The sequence below is a fragment of the Rugamonas rubra genome (assembly GCF_900114705.1).
GTDB lineage: Bacteria > Pseudomonadota > Gammaproteobacteria > Burkholderiales > Burkholderiaceae_D > Rugamonas > Rugamonas rubra.
The window spans coordinates 119,048-135,821 of sequence record NZ_FOTW01000023.1; the positions used below are offsets into that span (position 1 = coordinate 119,048).

Below are 16,774 nucleotides of genomic sequence, written 5' to 3' on the forward strand. Positions count from 1 at the left end.
CTGCGCGCGGCCGGCCACACTCCATTGGCATTATGCATAAGACCCTGCTGTTAGTTGACGGTTCCAGTTACCTCTATCGCGCCTTCCACGCGCTGCCCGACCTGCGCAGCCCGGACGGCCACCCCACCGGCGCCATGCACGGCATGGTCAACATGCTGCGCCGCCTGCGCGCCGACTATCCTGCCGCCTTCATCGCCTGCGTGTTCGACGCCAAGGGCAAGACCTTCCGCGACGACATGTACCCGGAATACAAGGCCACGCGCGCCTCGATGCCGGACGACCTGCGCCTGCAGATCGAACCGATCCACCTGGCCGTCAAGGCGATGGGCTGGCCGATCCTGATGGTCGAGGGCGTCGAGGCGGACGACGTCATCGGCACCCTGGCCGTGCAGGCGGCGCAGGCCGACATGGACGTGGTCGTCTCGACCGGCGACAAGGACCTGGCCCAGCTGGTCAACCAGCGCGTCACCTTGATCAACACGATGAGCAACGAGAAGCTCGACGAGGCCGGCGTGCTGGCCAAGTTCGGCGTGCCGCCGAACCGCATCATCGACTACCTGACCCTGATCGGCGACACCGTCGACAACGTGCCCGGCGTCTCCAAGTGCGGACCGAAGACGGCGCTCAAGTGGCTCGGCCTGTACGACAGCCTGGAGGGCGTGATCGCCAACGCCGCCAACGTCGGCGGCGCGGTCGGCGAGAACCTGCGCAAGGCGCTCGACTGGCTGCCGCAGGGCCGCGCCCTGATCACCGTCAAGACCGACTGCGACCTGTCCGGCCACATGACGACGATCGCCGAGTCGCTGCAGGCGCGCACCGAGGACGCCCCGACGCTGCTCGAGTTCTTCGCCAAATACGGCTTCAAGACCCTGCTGCGCGAGCTGGGCGGCGCGGCCGCCGCGCCGGCCGCCGGCAAGGCATCGAGCGGCACCGCCGCCGCCGCCCCGGCGGCCAACGGCGGCCCGATCACCGCCGCCGCCTCGCTCAACGGCGACCTGTTCGCCGCGCCGCCGGCCGAGTTGAAGTACCAGACCGTGTTCACCGACGCCGAGTTGGACCACTGGATCGCCCTGATCGACACGGCCGCGCTGACCGCCGTCGACACCGAGACCACCTCGCTCGAGCCGATGACGGCGCAGCTGGTCGGCATCTCGCTGTCGGTCGAACCGGGCGTGGCCGCCTACATCCCGCTGGCGCACGCCTACGCCGGTGTGCCCGAGCAGCTCACGCGCGAGCACGTGCTGGCGCGCCTGAAGCCCTGGCTGGAGGACGCCAACAAGCCGAAGGTCGGCCAGAACCTGAAGTACGACAGCCACATCTTCGCCAACCACGGCGTGACGCTGCGCGGCATCGTCCACGACACGCTGCTGCAGTCCTATGTGTTCGAGTCGCACCGCAGCCACGACATGGACAGCCTGGCGCTGCGCCACCTGAACGTCACCACCATCCCCTTCGTCGACGTGTGCGGCAAGGGCGTCAACCAGATCACCTTCGACCAGGTGGAGATCGCCCGCGCCACCGAGTACGCGGCGGAGGACGCCGACATCACCCTGCGCCTGCACCAGGCGATGATCGGCCAGGTCGAGTGCGACGCCAAGCTGAACTACATCTACCGCGAGATCGAGCTGCCCACCGCCGTGGTGCTGCAAAAGATCGAGCGCAACGGCGTGATGATCGACGCCGGCCTGCTGGAGATCCAGTCGAACGAGCTGGCCACGCGCATCAAGGAGCTCGAGCTGAAGGCCCACGAGCTGGCCGAGCAGCCGTTCAACCTCGGCTCGCCCAAGCAGATCGGCGAGATCTTCTTCGAGAAGCTCAAGCTGCCGGTGGTGAAGAAGACGCCGAGCGGCGCGCCGTCGACCGACGAGGAGGTGCTGCAAAAGCTGGCCGAGGACTTCCCGCTGCCGAAGGTGCTGCTGGAGTACCGCGGCCTGGCCAAGCTGAAGTCGACCTACACCGACAAGCTGCCGAAGATGATCAACGCGAGCACCGGCCGGGTCCACACCAACTACGCGCAGGCGGTGGCGGTGACCGGCCGGCTGGCCTCGAACGACCCGAACCTGCAGAACATCCCGATCCGCACCAAGGAGGGCCGGCGCATCCGCGAAGCCTTCATCGCCGCGCCGGGCAGCCACATCGTCTCGGCCGACTATTCGCAGATCGAGCTGCGCATCATGGCGCACATCTCGGGCGACGAGAACATGCTGCGCGCCTTCGCCGAGGGCGTCGACATCCACCGCGCCACCGCCGCCGAGATCTTCGGCGTGGCGGCCGAGGACGTCGACAGCGAGCAGCGCCGCTACGCCAAGGTGATCAACTTCGGCCTGATCTACGGCATGAGCGCCTTCGGCCTGGCCGGCAACCTGGGCGTCGAACGGGCCGCCGCGCAAAGCTATATCGACCGCTACTTCGCCCGCTTCTCCGGCGTGCGCCAGTACATGGAGGACACCCGGCAGCAGGCCAAGGCGCGCGGCTACGTCGAGACGGTGTTCGGCCGCCGCCTGTGGCTGCCCGAGATCAACTCGCCGAACGGCCCGCGCCGCCAAGGCGCCGAACGGGCCGCCATCAACGCGCCGATGCAGGGCACGGCGGCCGACCTGATCAAGTTGGCGATGATCGCCGTGCAGGGCTGGCTGGAGCGCGACGGCCTGCACACGCGCATGATCATGCAGGTGCACGACGAGCTGGTGCTGGAGGTGCCGGACGCCGAGCTGGCGCTGGTGCGCACCAAATTGCCGGAGCTGATGGCCGGCGTGGCCGCGCTGAAGGTGCCGCTGACGGCCGAGGTGGGCGTCGGCAAGAACTGGGACGAGGCGCACTAAAAACCAGGGGCGGCCGGCCGAATTTCCCGCAATTTCGCGCTAAATTCGGCAAGAACCCGTTCCTGGCGGTAAAATGTCGCCCCGGACCCCGTCCAGGCAGGCACAACAAGAGGTAAGCAAAATCGATCCCGTACTCATCTCCATTCTGCTGGCGACCACCGTCGCCGGCGTCGTCAGCATTTCGGCCGCTGCGGTATTTTCGTTCGCCCTGCTGTCGAAGATGGTCGAGCGCATGGTCAGCCTGTCGGTCGGCATCATGCTGTCGACCTCGCTGTTGCACGCGCTGCCCGAGGCCTTCGAGTCGCAGGCCGACCCGCGCAGCCTGTTCGCCACCCTGCTGGCCGGCCTGCTGGCCTTCTTCATGCTGGAAAAGCTGGCCATCCTGCGCCACTCGCACCACCACGAGGGCGACGGCCACCACCACCACCACGGCCACGACAAGCGCGAGGCCGGCAAGGCCGGCTGGATGATCCTGGTGGGCGACGGCATGCACAACTTCACCGACGGCATCTTGATCGCCGCCGCCTTCCTGGCCAATCCGGAACTGGGCCTGGTGACCGGCCTGGCCATCATCGCCCACGAGATCCCGCAGGAGATCGGCGACTTCATCGTGCTGCTCAACGCCGGCTTCTCGCGCGTGCGCGCCTACGTCTTCAACCTGCTGTGCAGCCTGATGGCGGTGGCCGGCGGCGTGCTCGGCTACTTCACCCTGGACCGCGCCAGCAACCTGATCCCCTACGTGCTGGTGTTCGCCTCGTCGGGTTTCATCTACATCGCCGTCAGCGACCTGATGCCGCAGATGCAGCGCCGCGCCACCCTGCGCGAGACCATCCCGCAGGTGCTGCTGATCGCGCTCGGCGTGGTCATCGTGTTGTTCCTCACGCACGGCCACTGAGGCGATCGCCCCTTGCGGCGGCTCAAGGCGGTCGCTGCGGGATGGCTTGACCCGCGCGCCGCAGGGAGTATGATTTCAGTTCGCAGCCCATGTCGGAGCGACGCCCCGTGTCTACCAAACAGAAACAATTGCAGGATGAATTGGCGAACCTGTCCACCGAGGACAGGACGCGCCTGCAGGCGCTTGCCGTGCTGGCGGGAGCGTCAGCGGAGGAGTTGTTGCCGTTCGTCTTGCGGGACGGTTTTGCTGAATGCGAAGAGAGTCTGCGGGCCAGCCTGGAGGCGGAAGCCTATTTCAACACCCGTCGCGGCGTGGACGGTGCGGACGTGATGGCATCCGTTGAATGTCTTATCGATACCTATGCCAAACGGCAACGGCGAGCCGGCTAAGCTGGTCGTGCGCTGGTTGCCCCGAGCGCAAGAATCGTTCATCCAAACCATAGACCATATCGCCCGGCAAGACGCGGGGAGCGCCGCGTTGATCGTTGAGCGCGTGCGAAAAGCGGTGGCCATCCTGGCCCACCAGCCCGGTATCGGCACGCCCACTGTCAGGGCGGGAACCTGGCGCTTTCCAGTTCCCCGCACCGGTCATGTCATTGCGTACCAGGTGGAAAAGGGCGAACTCAGGATTGTTCGCTGGTCACGCCAGCGCCGTCGGCGGCCGGCTTAGCTCAATCCCCCGTCGCCACCGGCCGCGCCGGGTCGGCGCACCACTCGCTCCACGAGCCGGGGTAGAGCGCGGCGCCGGGCAGCTTGGCCAGCTCCAGCGCCAGCAGGTTGTGGCAGGCGGTCACGCCGGAGCCGCACTGCATCACCGCGTAGGGCGCCGAGTCGAACAGGGCGGCGAAGTCGTGGCGCAGCTCGCGCTCGCTCTTGAAGCGGCCGTCGCCCTTCAGGTTGTCCTTGAAGAAGCGGTTCTTGGCGCCGGGGATGTGGCCGCCGACCGGGTCGATGGTCTCGTTCTCGCCGCGGTAGCGGTCCGGCGCGCGGGCGTCGACCACGCTCAGCTCGCCGCCGTGCAGGTTGTCGACCAGCTCGGCCGCCGTGACGGTCTTGGCCAGCGTCGGCTTTTCGGCGATGTGGCCGCGCGGGCGCGCCGCCAGCGGCGTCACCAGCGGCAGGCCGGCGCTCTGCCAGGCGGCCAGGCCGCCGTCGAGCACCGCCACGGCCGGGTGGCCGATCCAGCGCAGCAGCCACCAGAGGCGGGCGGCGTACATGCCGCCGTGGGCGTCGTAGGCCACCACCTGGGTGTTGTCGTTGACGCCCCAGGCGCGCAGCGTCTCGATCAGCGCGGCGCGGTCGGGCAAGGGATGGCGGCCACGGAACATGCCGTCGGCGCCCAGCTTGGCGCCGGACAGCTGGCTTTCCATGTCGGCGAACTGGGCGTTCTGGATGTGGCCGATGGCGAAGCCGTCGCGGCCCGCGCTCAGGTTCATCAGGTCGTGGCGGCAGTCGAGCACGACCCAGTCGGGGTCGGTCAGGTGCTGGGCCAGGGTGGCGCTGTCGATCAGGGTGGTGTGCATGGGGGAACGCTCCTTAAACTTCGCTGGCGATGGGATCGGAGGCGGCGATGCTTTTGCCGCTGTTGCGGTTATTGTAGAACGTTGCGGCGACACCGGACGCAAGAATGATCAGGATGCCGGCCCAGCTGTGCCAGTCGAACACGTCGCCGAACACCAGCACGCCCCAAACGCTGGAGAAGACGATGCCGGTGTATTGCAGGTTGGCCACCACCAGCGTCTTGCCGAGGCGGTAGGCGCGTGTCATGGCCATTTGCGCGGCGGTGGCGCAGATGCCGATGCCGAACAGCAGCAGGGCGCCGTGCGCGCTGGTGATCGGGTGCCACACCGCCGGGCCGGGGCCGGCGAAGAGGAGGTTGCCGGCCACGCCGGCGGCCAGGTTGACCACCGAGAAGTAGAACACCACGCGGTATTCCGGCTCGCCGGCCAGGCCCAGCTTGCGCACCTGCATGTAGGCCAGCGCCGACAGCACGCTCGAGCCGAGCGCGATCAGCGCCGGGGTCAGCAGATTGGCGGCGAAGGCCGGCTGCAGCAGCAGCGTGACGCCGGCGAAGCTGGCGGCGACGGCGGCCATCAGCGGCCATTCGACGCGGTTCTTGCCGTGCCACCAGCCGGCGGCGAAGAGGAACACGGCGATCCAGATCGGCGCCATGTAGTTGAGGGTCATCGCCGTGGCCAGCGGCAGCTTGGCGATCGAGTAGAACCACAGCCACAGCGAGACCACGCCGACCACGCCGCGCCACAGGTGGGCGTAGGGCATGCGGGTGCGGAAGCTGCCGCCGTGCAGGCGGATCATGCAGAACATCACGGTCACGCCGACGATGCCGCGGTACATCACGATTTCCGAGGTGGAGAACTGGTCGGAGGCGAGCTTGACGCAAACTCCCATGGCAGCGAACAAGAAGCTGGCTAACAACATCCAAAGCGAGTGCATCGACATCCCGATTCTGCCGGCGAGCGGCGGGTTACTTTTTACCCCGCCCCGGAGAGGGGCGACGCCCACATCAAGAAACCGCAGGCGCGAGTCGAGGGTCAGACCCTAGGGTCTGACCCTGGCTTAGGCTGGCATTTCGCGCAAGCGGACGTATGGCTAGCGTCCCGGGTCTTACAACTCAATATTGTTGCGATACCACTCGTGGAAGTGCTGCATGCCGTCTTCCATCGGCGACTGGTAGGGGCCGGCGTCGCTGCTGCCGCGCCGCAGCAGGGCCTTGCGGCCGGCGTCCATGCGCAGGGCGATCTCGTCGTCCTCGAGCACGGTCTCCATGTAGGCGGCCCGCTCGGCCTCGATGAACTCGCGCTCGAACAGCACAATCTCCTCGGGGTAGTAGAACTCGACCACGTTCTTGGTGCGCTGCGGGCCGTCCGGCCACAGGGTCGAGACGATCAGCACGTGCGGATACCACTCGACCATGATGTTCGGGTACAGCGTCAGCCAGATGGCGCCGTAGGGCGGCGCCTCGCCGCCACGGAACTTGAGCACCTGCTCCTGCCAGCGCTGGTAGATCTCGGAGCCGGACTTGAGCAGGCCCTTGTTGACGCCCACCGTCTGCACGCTGTAGTCCTGGCCGAATTCCCAGCGCAGGTCGTCGCAGCTGACAAAGCTGCCCAGGCCCGGATGGAAGGGCTCGACGTGGTAGTCCTCCAGGTAGACCTCGATGAAGGTCTTCCAGTTGTAGTTGCAGGTCTGCACCTCGACGTGGTCGAACATGTAGCCGGAGAAGTCGAGGTCCTTGGTGACCGACAGCTGCGACAGTTTCTCCATCACGTTGTAGCCGTTTTGCTCGAACAGCAGGCCGTTCCAGCTTTGCAGCCCGGTTTTCGGCAGGTTCAGGCAGGGCGTTTCGGCGAAGTGGGGCGCGCCGATCAGCTCGCCCTTGAGGTCGTAGGTCCAGCGGTGCAGCGGGCAGACGATGTTGTTGGCGTTGCCCCGGCCGTTGAACATCAACGCCTGGCGGTGGCGGCAGACGTTGGAGAGCAGCTCCAGGCCGTTTGCGTTGCGCACCAGCATGCGTCCCTCGTTTTCGGAAACGAGGGTGGCGAAGTCGCCGACGTTCGGCACCATCAGCTCGTGCCCGATATAGCGCGGGCCGGCCTGGAAAAGTTGCTGCATTTCGCGCTGCAGAAGCGCATCGTCAAAATAGACGCTTACCGGAAGTTGCGCGTTTGAACGCGCGAGCTTGGCGTGGGTACCCAGATCGGACATCCCAACCCCCCTTAATATGTACATCAAACCAAAGAGAGACAGACTCCGTAAAGACCTGAATTCAAGTTTTTGAAATGGTATTTCGGACAGAACCGGCGATTATACCGCTTTCCGGCGCTCAAAGCGGCCCGAGGCGCCACTTTGTCCTCGAATTAATTGTAATAAACGTATGTTCGCCGCAGATATGGGGCCGATTGCGCTAAAATCTAGCGATATTTCGTCGATTCGCCTGTATATGCCCATATAAGTGCGCCGCTCGCGCGTGCCGGACTTGCCTTTAGTTCCACCCGATCAGGTGGTTTGTTCTAAAATAACGGGCTACACTGCGCTCGCAGCCCTTGCTGCCGCTATTGCCTTGAAGATTTGAAAACCCTTATGTCCAAGAAATTAACAGCCGATACAGCCGCTGCGCCCGCCTCGTTCGAAGAGGCGATGGCCGAACTGGCGCAACTGGTGTCGCAAATGGAGGCCGGCCAGCTGCCGCTGGAGGCCTCGGTGGCGGCCTACCAGCGCGGTTCGGCGCTGGTGAAGTTCTGCGCCGGCCAGCTCGACAAGGTCGAATCCCAGGTCAAGGTGCTCGAGGGCGACATGCTCAAGCCCTTCGCCGACGCCGACGAGGCGGCGCAATGACGGCCGCCTTCGACGACTGGATGAAGACCGTGCAGGCGGCGTCGGAGACCGACATGGCGGCCCTGCTGCCGGCCGCCGACCTGGTGCCGGCCAAGCTGCACGAAGCCATGCGCTACGCCCTGCTGGGCGGCGGCAAGCGGGTGCGCCCGCTGCTGGTGTACGCCGCCGGCGCCTTGTTCGGCGCCGATGCCGACACCCTGCGCCGCGCGGCGGCGGCGGTGGAGATGATCCACGCCTACTCGCTGGTGCACGACGACATGCCCTGCATGGACGACGACGCGCTGCGCCGTGGCAAGCCGACGGTCCACATCGCCTACGACGAGGCCACCGCGCTGCTGGTCGGCGACGCGCTGCAGTCGCAGGCCTTCCTGGTGCTGGCCGAGGCCGACCTGAACATGGTGCCGGCGGCCCGGCTGGCCGCCATGCTGCGCCTGCTGGCGCATGCCTCCGGCTCGGCCGGCATGTGCGGCGGCCAGGCGATCGATTTGGACAGCGTGGGCCTGAGCCTGACGCTGGCGCAGCTCGAGCAGATGCACCAGCTGAAGACCGGCGCGCTGCTGCGCGCCTCGGTGCTGCTGGGCGCCACCGCCGGCAAGGACCTGGACGCGGCCGAGACGGCCGCGCTGCACGCCTACGCGCGCGCCATCGGCCTGGCCTTCCAGGTGGTCGACGACGTGCTCGACGCGACGGCCGACTCGGCCACGCTGGGCAAGACCGCCGGCAAGGACGCCGCCGACAACAAACCGACCTATGTCTCGATCCTGGGTTTGGAAGCGTCGCGCGCGTTGGCAGAACAATTGCGGCTCGAGGCGCACGCAGCGCTCGCGCCGTTTGGAGAAAAAGCTCTGCGGTTACGCGAACTCGCGGATTTGATCGTGCAGCGGAAGGCATAAATGAACTTGCTCGAAAACATAGACTCACCGGCCGACGTGCGCAAGCTGGCACGCCACCAACTGACGCCGCTGGCGCACGAGCTGCGCCACTATTTGCTCGACTCGGTCTCCAAGACCGGCGGCCACCTGTCGTCCAACCTCGGCACGGTCGAGCTGACCGTGGCGCTGCACTACGTCTTCAACACGCCGCACGACCGCATCGTCTGGGACGTCGGCCACCAGACCTACTCGCACAAGATCCTCACCGGCCGGCGCGAGCGCATGGGCACGCTGCGCCAGCTGGGCGGCATCTCCGGCTTCCCCAAGCGTGACGAGAGCGAATACGACACCTTCGGCACGGCCCACTCGTCGACCTCGATCTCGGCCGCGCTGGGCATGGCACAGGCGGCCAAGATCAAGGGCGAGCATCGGCACGCCATCGCCGTCATCGGCGACGGCTCGATGACCGCCGGCATGGCCTTCGAGGCGCTCAACAACGCCGGCGTGCAGGAGGACGTCAACCTGCTGGTGATCCTGAACGACAACGACATGTCGATCTCGCCGCCGGTCGGCGCGCTCAACCGCTACCTGGCGCGGCTGATGTCCGGCCAGTTCTACGCCGCCGCCAAGAACGTCGGCAAGCAGGTGCTGCCCGGCCCCGTGCTGGAGCTGGCCAAGCGCTTCGAGGAGCACGCCAAGGGCATGGTGGTGCCGGCCACCATGTTCGAGGAGTTCGGCTTCAATTACATCGGCCCGATCGACGGCCACGACCTCGACTCGCTGATCCCGACTCTGCAGAACATCAAGCACCTGAAGGGTCCGCAGTTCCTCCACGTGGTGACCAAGAAGGGCCAGGGCTACAAGCTGGCCGAGGCCGAGCCGACCTTGTACCACGGCCCCGGCAAGTTCAACCCGGCCGAGGGCATCAAGCCGGCCACCGCGCCCGGCAAGATGACCTACACCGACGTGTTCGGCAACTGGCTGTGCGACATGGCGGCGCAGGACAAGCGCCTGGTCGGCATCACGCCGGCCATGCGCGAGGGCTCCGGCATGGTGAGCTTCGAGCAGAAGTACCCGGACCGCTACTTCGACGTCGGCATCGCCGAGCAGCACGCGGTGACCTTCGGCGCCGGCCTGGCCTGCGAGGGGCTGAAACCCGTCGTGGCGATCTACTCGACCTTCCTGCAGCGCGGCTACGACCAGCTGATCCACGACGTCGCCCTGCAAAACCTGGACGTGACCTTCGCGCTGGACCGCGCCGGCCTGGTCGGCGCCGACGGCGCCACCCACGCCGGCAACTACGACATGGCCTACCTGCGCTGCATTCCGAACATGGTGGTCATGGCCGCCTCGGACGAGAACGAGTGCCGCCAGATGCTCACCACCGGCTACCACTATCCCGGTCCGGCGGCGGTGCGCTATCCGCGCGGCGCCGGCATCGGCGCGGCCATCGTGCAGCAGCTCGACGCTATCGAGATCGGCAAGGGCGAGATCAAGCGCCAGGGCCAGAAGATCGCCATCCTGGCCTTCGGCTCGATGGTGGCGCCCAGCGTCGCCGCCGGCGCCGCGCTGGACGCGACGGTGGCCAATATGCGTTTCGTCAAGCCGCTCGACGTGGAGCTGGTCAAGCGGCTGGCCGCCGAGCACGACTACCTGGTGACGGTGGAGGAGGGCAGCATCATGGGCGGCGCCGGTTCGGCCGTGGCCGAGGCGCTGGCCGCCGAGGGCGTCGTCAAGCCGCTGCTGATGATCGGCCTGCCGGACAAGTTCATCGACCACGGCGACCCGGCCAAGCTGCTCGCCAGCGTGGGCCTGGACAGCGCCGGCATCACCGCTTCGATCAAGCGCCGCTTCGGCGGCGAGGAACCGCGCCTGGTGGTCAACAACGCCTAAGCCCTGGCGGCTGGCGGGACAAAAGCGACGCTGCGGCGTCGCTTTTTTTGGGCCCTCAAGGCGCCAGAGTGCCGGCGATCCAGTCGGCGTCGAGACAGGGTCAGACCCTCAGGGTCTGACCCTAGGGTTGCGCCGGCACAAACCGACTGCAGGGTTTCCTTGCCTTGCGCCCGCTTCAGTCCTATATTGATATAAATCGTTTATATCAGATCGCGGCGCATCGCACGCCGCGTCCATCGGCGCACCGGGTGGGGGAGAACATGAAGCGCAGCGCACTCGCAGTGGTCGGGCTGTCTATGTTGTGCCGCGTGGGGTCGGCCCAGGTGCCGGAGTCGGGCCGTTGGCAGGAGCTGAGCTTCGGCGCCGCCGAGGTGGCCGAGCGGATGGAGGACCGCTACCTCGACCAGGTGGTCGACCTGGCGGCCGGCGGCCGGCTCGACGACGACCGCGTGCTGCTGGCGCGGCTGCAGCGCATCGGCGCCGGCCTGGTGCGCGCCGCCGCCGCGCTCAAGCCCGAGACGGCCGTTTGGCGGTGGGAGTTCCACACCACCAGCGACGCCGGGGTCGACGCCCAGTGCATGGCCGGCGGCAAGATCCTGGTCGGCAGCGCCTTCGTGCGCAAGCTGGCGCTGGACGACGGCGAGCTGGCCACCCTGCTGGCGCACGAGGTGGCGCACGCGGTGGCCGAGCACGACCGCGAAACCCTGTCCGAGGCGCTGTACTTCAACCGCCAGCCGAAGCCGCCGCTGGAGGTGCTGATGGAACGGCTGGCGACGGACTTGTCGTTGCAGATCCGCCTGTCGGCCCTGTCCAACCTGCAGGAGAGCGAGGCCGACCAACTGGGCATGGTGCTGGCGCACCGCGCCGGCTGGCCGGCGGCGGCCATGGTCGGCTTCTACCGCAAGCTGGCGGCCGACGACGCCGCCTCGATGCTGTCCGGCGGCCATCCGGCGCCGGCCTCGCGGCTCAGCATGGCCAAGGGCATGGCGCTGCTGTTCGGCGCGCCGCTTGGCGGCGCGGCGGTGGCGCAGGCGCAGCCCTGAGCGGCCCGGCCTCGCGCGCCAACTCCGGCTGATCCGCGCGGTGCCGCTGCGGTCAGTGAGCCGGTGCGCGGGGCTGCCCGCGCGCCGGGTTGGCCGGCGCGTGCTGGATTTGCCGCGCTGGGCTTGGCCTTGCCCTTAGCCGCGCTTGCGCTCGTGCTGCCACAGCACGTCGCTGCCGCCGGCGAAGCGGTTGAGCACGCGCGACAGCACGAACATCAGGTCCGACAGGCGGTTGACGTACTGGCGCGGCATGTCGTTGATGGTCTCGGCCTTGCCCAGGGTGACGATGCTGCGCTCGGCGCGGCGGCACACGGTGCGGCAGATGTGGGCGAGGGCGGCGGCGCGCGAGCCGGCCGGCAGGATGAACTCGGTCAGCGCCGGCAGGTCGGCGTTGTACCTGGCCAGCAGGTCGTCGAGCCGCGCCACGTGGGTCTCGGTGATCATCTGGTAGCCGGGGATGCACAGCTCGCCGCCCAGGTCGAACAGGTCGTGCTGGATGGTGATCAGCTCCTCGCGCAGCGCGTCGGGCATGGCCTCGCACAGCAGCAGGCCGAGGTTCGAGTTGAGCTCGTCCACGTCGCCCATGGCGTGCACGCGCACGCTGTCCTTGTCGGTGCGGCTGCCGTCGCCCAGTCCGGTGGTGCCATTGTCGCCGGTGCGGGTGGCGATTTTCGAGAGTCGGTTGCCCATGATGCTTCCTGATCGGTGAAAGCTGTGAGGATACGCCAAATCGGCCCGCCAATGCACTAGTCTTGTCCAGCTTACGCTGCGCTGACGCGGCCGCCGGCCTGAGCGGAAAACGACAGCAAGGGGCGAAGCCGCCGGGTTTTATACCGAAAAGCGTAGAATTGGACGCAACAAGGCGCTATTCGCCACTTTTTGTGCTTACAATCGACGCTTGTCCAAGCGTTTTCCGGTATCCGCCCCCATGAATATTGCTACATCCGCCCCGGCCGACCCGGCCGTGCTGGCCGCCCGCCAGCGCGAGGTCGCCGCCGCCCTGGGCGCCGTGCTGCCGCCGCACTGCGTGCTGTCCGCCCTGGAGGACACCCGCCCCTACGAATGCGACGGCCTGGCCGCCTACCGCCAGCTGCCGATGATCGTCACGCTGCCGGAGAGCGAGGCGCAGGTGGTCGCCATCCTCAACGTCTGCCGCCAGTTGAAGGTGCCGATCGTGCCGCGCGGCGCCGGCACCGGCCTGTCCGGCGGCGCCATGCCGATCGTCGACGGCGTGGTGCTGTCGACGGCACGGCTGAACCAGATCGTCCGGCTCGACCCGTACTCGCGCACGGCGGTGGTGCAGCCCGGCGTGCGCAACCTGGCCATCTCCGACGCGGCGGCGCAGCACGCGTTGTACTACGCGCCCGACCCCTCGTCGCAGATCGCCTGCACCATCGGCGGCAACGTGGCGGAGAACTCGGGCGGCGTGCACTGCCTCAAATACGGCCTGACCGTGCACAACGTGCTGCGCGTGCGCATGGTCACCATCGACGGCGATGTGCTCGAACTGGGCGGCGAGGCGCTCGACGCGCCCGGCCTCGACCTGCTGGCGGTGTTCGTCGGCTCGGAGGGCATGCTCGGCATCGTCACCGAGGTGACCGTCAAGCTGATCCCCAAGCCGGCCACGGCGCGCGTCATCATGGCCTCGTTCGACCAGGTGGGCGCCGGCTGCAACGCGGTGGCCGACCTGATCGCCGCCGGCATCATCCCGGCCGGGCTGGAGATGATGGACCAGACCTCGTCGCGCATGGTCGAGCCCTTCGTCAAGGCCGGCTACGACACCGAGGCCGCCGCCATCCTGCTGTGCGAGGCCGACGGCACCGCCGAGGAGGTCGAGGAGGACATCGCGCGCATGTCGGCCGTGCTGCAACAGGCCGGCGCCAGCGCCATCGCCGTGTCGCAGAGCGAGGCCGAGCGCATGCGCTTCTGGTCCGGCCGCAAGAACGCCTTCCCGGCGGCGGGCCGCATCTCGCCCGACTACTACTGCATGGACGGCACCATCCCGCGCAAACGCCTGGCCGAGGTGTTGGCCGGGATCGCCGCGATGGAGATCAAGCACGGCCTGCGCTGCGCCAACGTGTTCCACGCCGGCGACGGCAACCTGCACCCGCTGATCCTGTTCAACGCCAACGCGCCCGGCGAGTTCGACCGCGCCGAGGCCTTCGGCGCCGAGATCCTGGCGCTGTGCGTGGCGGTTGGCGGCACCATCACCGGCGAGCACGGCGTCGGCATCGAGAAGATAGCCTCGATGTGCGTGCAGTTCGCCCCGGCCGAACTGGCCGCCTTCCACGCCGTCAAGCGCGCCTTCGACCCGGCGCGCCTGCTCAACCCCGACAAGGCGATCCCGACGCTGAACCGCTGCGCCGAATTCGGCAAGATGCGTGTCACCGGCGGCCTGATGCCGTTCGCCCATTTGCCGCGTTTTTAACGGAGTCCCCTTGCAAGCGATCGTAGAACAATTCCAAACCCAGGTGCGTGGCGCCACGACGGCCAAGACAGCGCTGCGCATACGCGGCGGCGGCACCAAGGACTGGTACGGCAACGCCCCCGTCGGCGCCGTGCTCGACACCCGCGCCTACAGCGGCGTGGTGGCCTACGAGCCGACCGAGCTGGTGGTCACGGCGCGCTGCGGCACGCCGCTGGCCGAGATCGAGGCGCTGCTGGCACAGCAGCAGCAAATGCTGGCCTTCGAGCCGCCGCGCTACGGCGCCGGCTCGACCATCGGCGGCGTGGTCGCCAGCGCCCTGTCCGGCCCGCGCCGCGCCAGCGCCGGCGCCGTGCGCGACTTCATGCTCGGCGCCGTGCTGATGGACGGCCAGGGCGAGGTGCTGCGCTTCGGCGGCCAGGTGATGAAGAACGTCGCCGGCTACGACGTCTCGCGCCTGCTGGCCGGCTCGCTCGGCACGCTGGGACTGATCATGGAGGTGTCGCTGAAGGTGCTGCCGCTGCCGGTGCGCGAGGCCAGCCTGCGCTTCGAGATGGGCGAGATCGAGGCGCTGGCCAAGTTGAACGACTGGGCCGGCCAACCGCTGCCGATCTCGGCCAGCTGCTGGCACCGTGGCGTGCTGTCGCTGCGCCTGTCCGGCGCCGGCGCCGCCGTCGAGGCGGCGCAGCGCAAGCTGGGCGGCGCCGCGCTGCCCGAGGCCGAGGCCTTCTGGACCAGCCTGCGCGACCAGCGCCACGGCTTCTTCGACTGCGCCAGCCTGTGGCGCCTGTCGTTGCCGCCGCAGGCCAGCGCCATGGTGCTCAACGGCGAGCAGCTGATCGAGTGGGGCGGCGCGCAGCGCTGGCTGGCCGCCGATGCTGGCGCCGCGCCGCAGATCCGCGCCAACGCCGCCGCCGCCGGCGGCCACGCCACCTTGTTCCGCGCCGCCGACAAGAGCGTCGGCGCCTTCCACCCGATGGCGCCGGCGGTGGCGCGCGTCAACCAGCGGCTGTGCCAGGAGTTCGACCCGGCCGGCATCTTCAACCCCGGGCGCATGTACTGATCCCCCAGCTTCCCAGCCGCCGACCGAATTATTGATTGAGTCCTCAAGTACCCATGCAAACCAATCTCGCCGATTTCATCAAGAACACGCCGGAAGGCGACGAGGCCGAGGCCATCCTGCGCGCCTGCGTGCACTGCGGCTTCTGCACCGCCACCTGCCCGACCTACCAGCTGCTCGGCGACGAGCTGGACGGCCCGCGCGGCCGCATCTACCTGATCAAGCAGGTGCTCGAAGGGGCGCCGGTGACGGCCAAGACGCAGCTGCACCTGGACCGCTGCCTGACCTGCCGCAACTGCGAAAGCACCTGTCCGTCCGGCGTGCAGTACGGCCGCCTGGCCGACATCGGCCGCAAGGTGGTCGAGCAGCGCGTCGAACGGCCGCTGGGCGAGCGCTTCAAGCGCCTGCTGCTGAAGGAGACGCTGACACGGCCCTGGATCTTCAAGCCGGCGCTGCGCGCCGGCCAGCTGTTCCGGCCGCTGCTGTCGCAGCCGCTGCAGGACAAGATCCCGCGCCGGCAGGGCGGCGGCCGGCGGCCGGACGGCGCGCGGGCGCGCCGCATGCTGGTGCTGGAGGGCTGCGTCCAGCCGGCCATGGCGCCCAACATCAACGGCGCCGCCGCGCGCGTGCTCGACGCGCTGGGCGTGCAGCTGATCGCCGCGCCCAAGGCCGGCTGCTGCGGCGCGCTGCGCTACCATTTGAACGACCAGGACGGCGCGCTCGACGACATGCGCCGCAACATCGACGCCTGGTGGCCCTACGTCAGCGGCGAGGGCGAGGGCGCGGTCGAGGCGATCGTGATGACGGCGTCAGGCTGCGGCGCCAGCGTCAAGGAATACGGCCACCTGCTGGCGCACGACGACGCCTACGCCGCCAAGGCGGCGCGCGTCTCGGCGCTGACGCGGGACTTGAGCGAGGTGATGCCGCAGTTCGAGGCCGAACTGGCGCGCCGCATCGGCGGGCGCATAGTCCAGCGGGTCGCCTACCACCCGCCGTGCACGCTGCAGCACGGCCAGCAGATCCGTGGCAAGGTCGAGGGCGTGCTGCGCGCCGTCGGCGTCGACGTCAAGCTGTGCGCCGACAGCCACCTGTGCTGCGGCTCGGCCGGCACCTACTCGATCCTGCAGCCGCGGCTGTCGCTGCAGCTGCGCGACCGCAAGCTGGCCAACCTGGCCGCCACCGGCGCCGCGACCATCGTCTCGGCCAACGTCGGCTGCCAGGCCCACCTGCAGTCCGGCACCGAGACGCCGGTGCAGCACTGGATCGAGCTGATCGACCGCGCCTTGGCGAGCGCCTAGTTGGCGGCGGCATCGCCTGAAATGTCCGAATGTCGGCACTGACCCCGATTTAAAACCGGGGTCAGTGCCTAATGCCGTTGACTTAAGCAATCGATAGCGGTTGTAAACGCG

At 68.1% G+C, this 16,774-nt stretch carries 15 protein-coding genes; 11 read left to right on the forward strand and 4 right to left on the reverse strand.

Annotation, left to right across the window (positions count from 1 at the left end):
• Nucleotides 1-32 precede the first annotated feature (32 nt).
• From polA to BM252_RS22720, 4 genes are all read left to right on the forward strand, one after another.
• The gene (polA, locus tag BM252_RS22705) at nt 33-2,822 is read left to right on the forward strand and encodes a DNA polymerase I (RefSeq protein WP_093389956.1); all 2,790 of its coding nucleotides are present in this window, start codon (nt 33-35) and stop codon (nt 2,820-2,822) included.
• A gap of 73 nt (nt 2,823-2,895) precedes the next feature.
• Nucleotides 2,896-3,717: a ZIP family metal transporter gene (locus BM252_RS22710; RefSeq protein WP_245774392.1), complete on the forward strand. Its 822-nt coding sequence runs from the start codon at nt 2,896-2,898 to the stop codon at nt 3,715-3,717.
• 107 nt (nt 3,718-3,824) lie between these two features.
• On the forward strand, nt 3,825-4,106 hold the full coding sequence (locus BM252_RS22715; RefSeq protein ID WP_139236673.1) for a hypothetical protein: 282 nt from the start codon (nt 3,825-3,827) through the stop codon (nt 4,104-4,106).
• Entirely contained in the window at nt 4,078-4,386 is a 309-nt protein-coding gene (locus BM252_RS22720; protein ID WP_093389958.1) for a type II toxin-antitoxin system RelE/ParE family toxin, read from the forward strand. Before BM252_RS22715 ends, BM252_RS22720 begins: the two co-directional genes overlap by 29 nt.
• Before the next feature lies 1 nt (nt 4,387).
• Here BM252_RS22720 and BM252_RS22725 read toward each other — a convergent pair whose 3' ends face one another.
• The 3 genes from BM252_RS22725 to BM252_RS22735 form a co-directional block, all read right to left on the reverse strand.
• Nucleotides 4,388-5,239 carry a sulfurtransferase gene (locus tag BM252_RS22725; protein WP_093389959.1) on the reverse strand — a complete coding sequence of 284 codons (852 nt, stop codon included), beginning with the start codon at nt 5,237-5,239 and terminating at the stop codon, nt 4,388-4,390.
• Between the two features lie 13 nt (nt 5,240-5,252).
• Complete coding sequence (locus tag BM252_RS22730; RefSeq protein WP_093389975.1) at nt 5,253-6,170, reverse strand: DMT family transporter; 918 nt, start codon at nt 6,168-6,170, stop codon at nt 5,253-5,255.
• 171 nt (nt 6,171-6,341) lie between these two features.
• On the reverse strand, nt 6,342-7,442 hold the full coding sequence (locus BM252_RS22735; RefSeq protein ID WP_093389960.1) for an aromatic ring-hydroxylating oxygenase subunit alpha: 1,101 nt from the start codon (nt 7,440-7,442) through the stop codon (nt 6,342-6,344).
• A 375-nt stretch (nt 7,443-7,817) separates the two neighbouring features.
• Here BM252_RS22735 and BM252_RS22740 point away from each other — a divergent pair, with 375 nt between their 5' ends.
• The 4 genes from BM252_RS22740 to BM252_RS22755 all read left to right on the forward strand — a co-directional run bounded on the left by BM252_RS22740 (nt 7,818) and on the right by BM252_RS22755 (nt 11,880).
• On the forward strand, nt 7,818-8,072 hold the full coding sequence (locus BM252_RS22740; protein ID WP_093389961.1) for an exodeoxyribonuclease VII small subunit: 255 nt from the start codon (nt 7,818-7,820) through the stop codon (nt 8,070-8,072).
• Complete coding sequence (locus BM252_RS22745) at nt 8,069-8,965, forward strand: polyprenyl synthetase family protein (protein WP_093389962.1); 897 nt, start codon at nt 8,069-8,071, stop codon at nt 8,963-8,965. Before BM252_RS22740 ends, BM252_RS22745 begins: the two co-directional genes overlap by 4 nt.
• Nucleotides 8,966-10,837, forward strand: a complete 1,872-nt coding sequence (gene dxs / locus BM252_RS22750) for a 1-deoxy-D-xylulose-5-phosphate synthase (protein WP_093389963.1) — start codon at nt 8,966-8,968, stop codon at nt 10,835-10,837.
• A gap of 260 nt (nt 10,838-11,097) precedes the next feature.
• Nucleotides 11,098-11,880, forward strand: coding sequence for a M48 family metalloprotease (locus tag BM252_RS22755; RefSeq protein WP_093389964.1), 783 nt, complete (start codon nt 11,098-11,100; stop codon nt 11,878-11,880).
• Between the two features lie 135 nt (nt 11,881-12,015).
• Here the strand turns inward: BM252_RS22755 and BM252_RS22760 are convergent, their stop codons facing one another.
• Nucleotides 12,016-12,570, reverse strand: coding sequence for a cob(I)yrinic acid a,c-diamide adenosyltransferase (locus BM252_RS22760; RefSeq protein WP_093389965.1), 555 nt, complete (start codon nt 12,568-12,570; stop codon nt 12,016-12,018).
• Between the two features lie 238 nt (nt 12,571-12,808).
• On the opposite strand from BM252_RS22760, the gene BM252_RS22765 reads away from it, so the two are divergent.
• Genes BM252_RS22765 through glcF form a run of 3 tightly spaced genes read left to right on the forward strand, consistent with a single transcriptional unit; the run spans nt 12,809 to nt 16,663 of the window.
• A complete protein-coding gene (locus BM252_RS22765) occupies nt 12,809-14,308 on the forward strand; it encodes an FAD-linked oxidase C-terminal domain-containing protein (protein ID WP_093389966.1) in 1,500 nt (499 codons plus the stop codon).
• A gap of 10 nt (nt 14,309-14,318) precedes the next feature.
• Nucleotides 14,319-15,368: a glycolate oxidase subunit GlcE gene (gene glcE, locus BM252_RS22770; RefSeq protein ID WP_093389967.1), complete on the forward strand. Its 1,050-nt coding sequence runs from the start codon at nt 14,319-14,321 to the stop codon at nt 15,366-15,368.
• A gap of 53 nt (nt 15,369-15,421) precedes the next feature.
• Nucleotides 15,422-16,663 (forward strand): glycolate oxidase subunit GlcF, encoded by a 1,242-nt coding sequence (gene glcF, locus BM252_RS22775; protein ID WP_093389968.1) that lies wholly within the window; start codon nt 15,422-15,424, stop codon nt 16,661-16,663.
• The last annotated feature ends 111 nt before the right edge of the window (nt 16,664-16,774 follow it).

What these genes read in the sequence shown, in the direction of transcription:
- polA (WP_093389956.1), top strand. Translation starts at nt 33, where the DNA reads ATGCATAAGACCCTGCTGTTAGTTGACGGTTCCAGTTACCTCTATCGC.
- BM252_RS22710 (WP_245774392.1), top strand. Translation starts at nt 2,896, where the DNA reads ATGTCGCCCCGGACCCCGTCCAGGCAGGCACAACAAGAGGTAAGCAAA.
- BM252_RS22720 (WP_093389958.1), top strand. Translation starts at nt 4,078, where the DNA reads ATGCCAAACGGCAACGGCGAGCCGGCTAAGCTGGTCGTGCGCTGGTTG.
- BM252_RS22725 (WP_093389959.1), bottom strand. Translation starts at nt 5,239, where the DNA reads ATGCACACCACCCTGATCGACAGCGCCACCCTGGCCCAGCACCTGACC.
- BM252_RS22730 (WP_093389975.1), bottom strand. Translation starts at nt 6,170, where the DNA reads ATGCACTCGCTTTGGATGTTGTTAGCCAGCTTCTTGTTCGCTGCCATG.
- BM252_RS22735 (WP_093389960.1), bottom strand. Translation starts at nt 7,442, where the DNA reads ATGTCCGATCTGGGTACCCACGCCAAGCTCGCGCGTTCAAACGCGCAA.
- BM252_RS22740 (WP_093389961.1), top strand. Translation starts at nt 7,818, where the DNA reads ATGTCCAAGAAATTAACAGCCGATACAGCCGCTGCGCCCGCCTCGTTC.
- BM252_RS22745 (WP_093389962.1), top strand. Translation starts at nt 8,069, where the DNA reads ATGACGGCCGCCTTCGACGACTGGATGAAGACCGTGCAGGCGGCGTCG.
- dxs (WP_093389963.1), top strand. Translation starts at nt 8,966, where the DNA reads ATGAACTTGCTCGAAAACATAGACTCACCGGCCGACGTGCGCAAGCTG.
- BM252_RS22755 (WP_093389964.1), top strand. Translation starts at nt 11,098, where the DNA reads ATGAAGCGCAGCGCACTCGCAGTGGTCGGGCTGTCTATGTTGTGCCGC.
- BM252_RS22760 (WP_093389965.1), bottom strand. Translation starts at nt 12,570, where the DNA reads ATGGGCAACCGACTCTCGAAAATCGCCACCCGCACCGGCGACAATGGC.
- BM252_RS22765 (WP_093389966.1), top strand. Translation starts at nt 12,809, where the DNA reads ATGAATATTGCTACATCCGCCCCGGCCGACCCGGCCGTGCTGGCCGCC.
- glcF (WP_093389968.1), top strand. Translation starts at nt 15,422, where the DNA reads ATGCAAACCAATCTCGCCGATTTCATCAAGAACACGCCGGAAGGCGAC.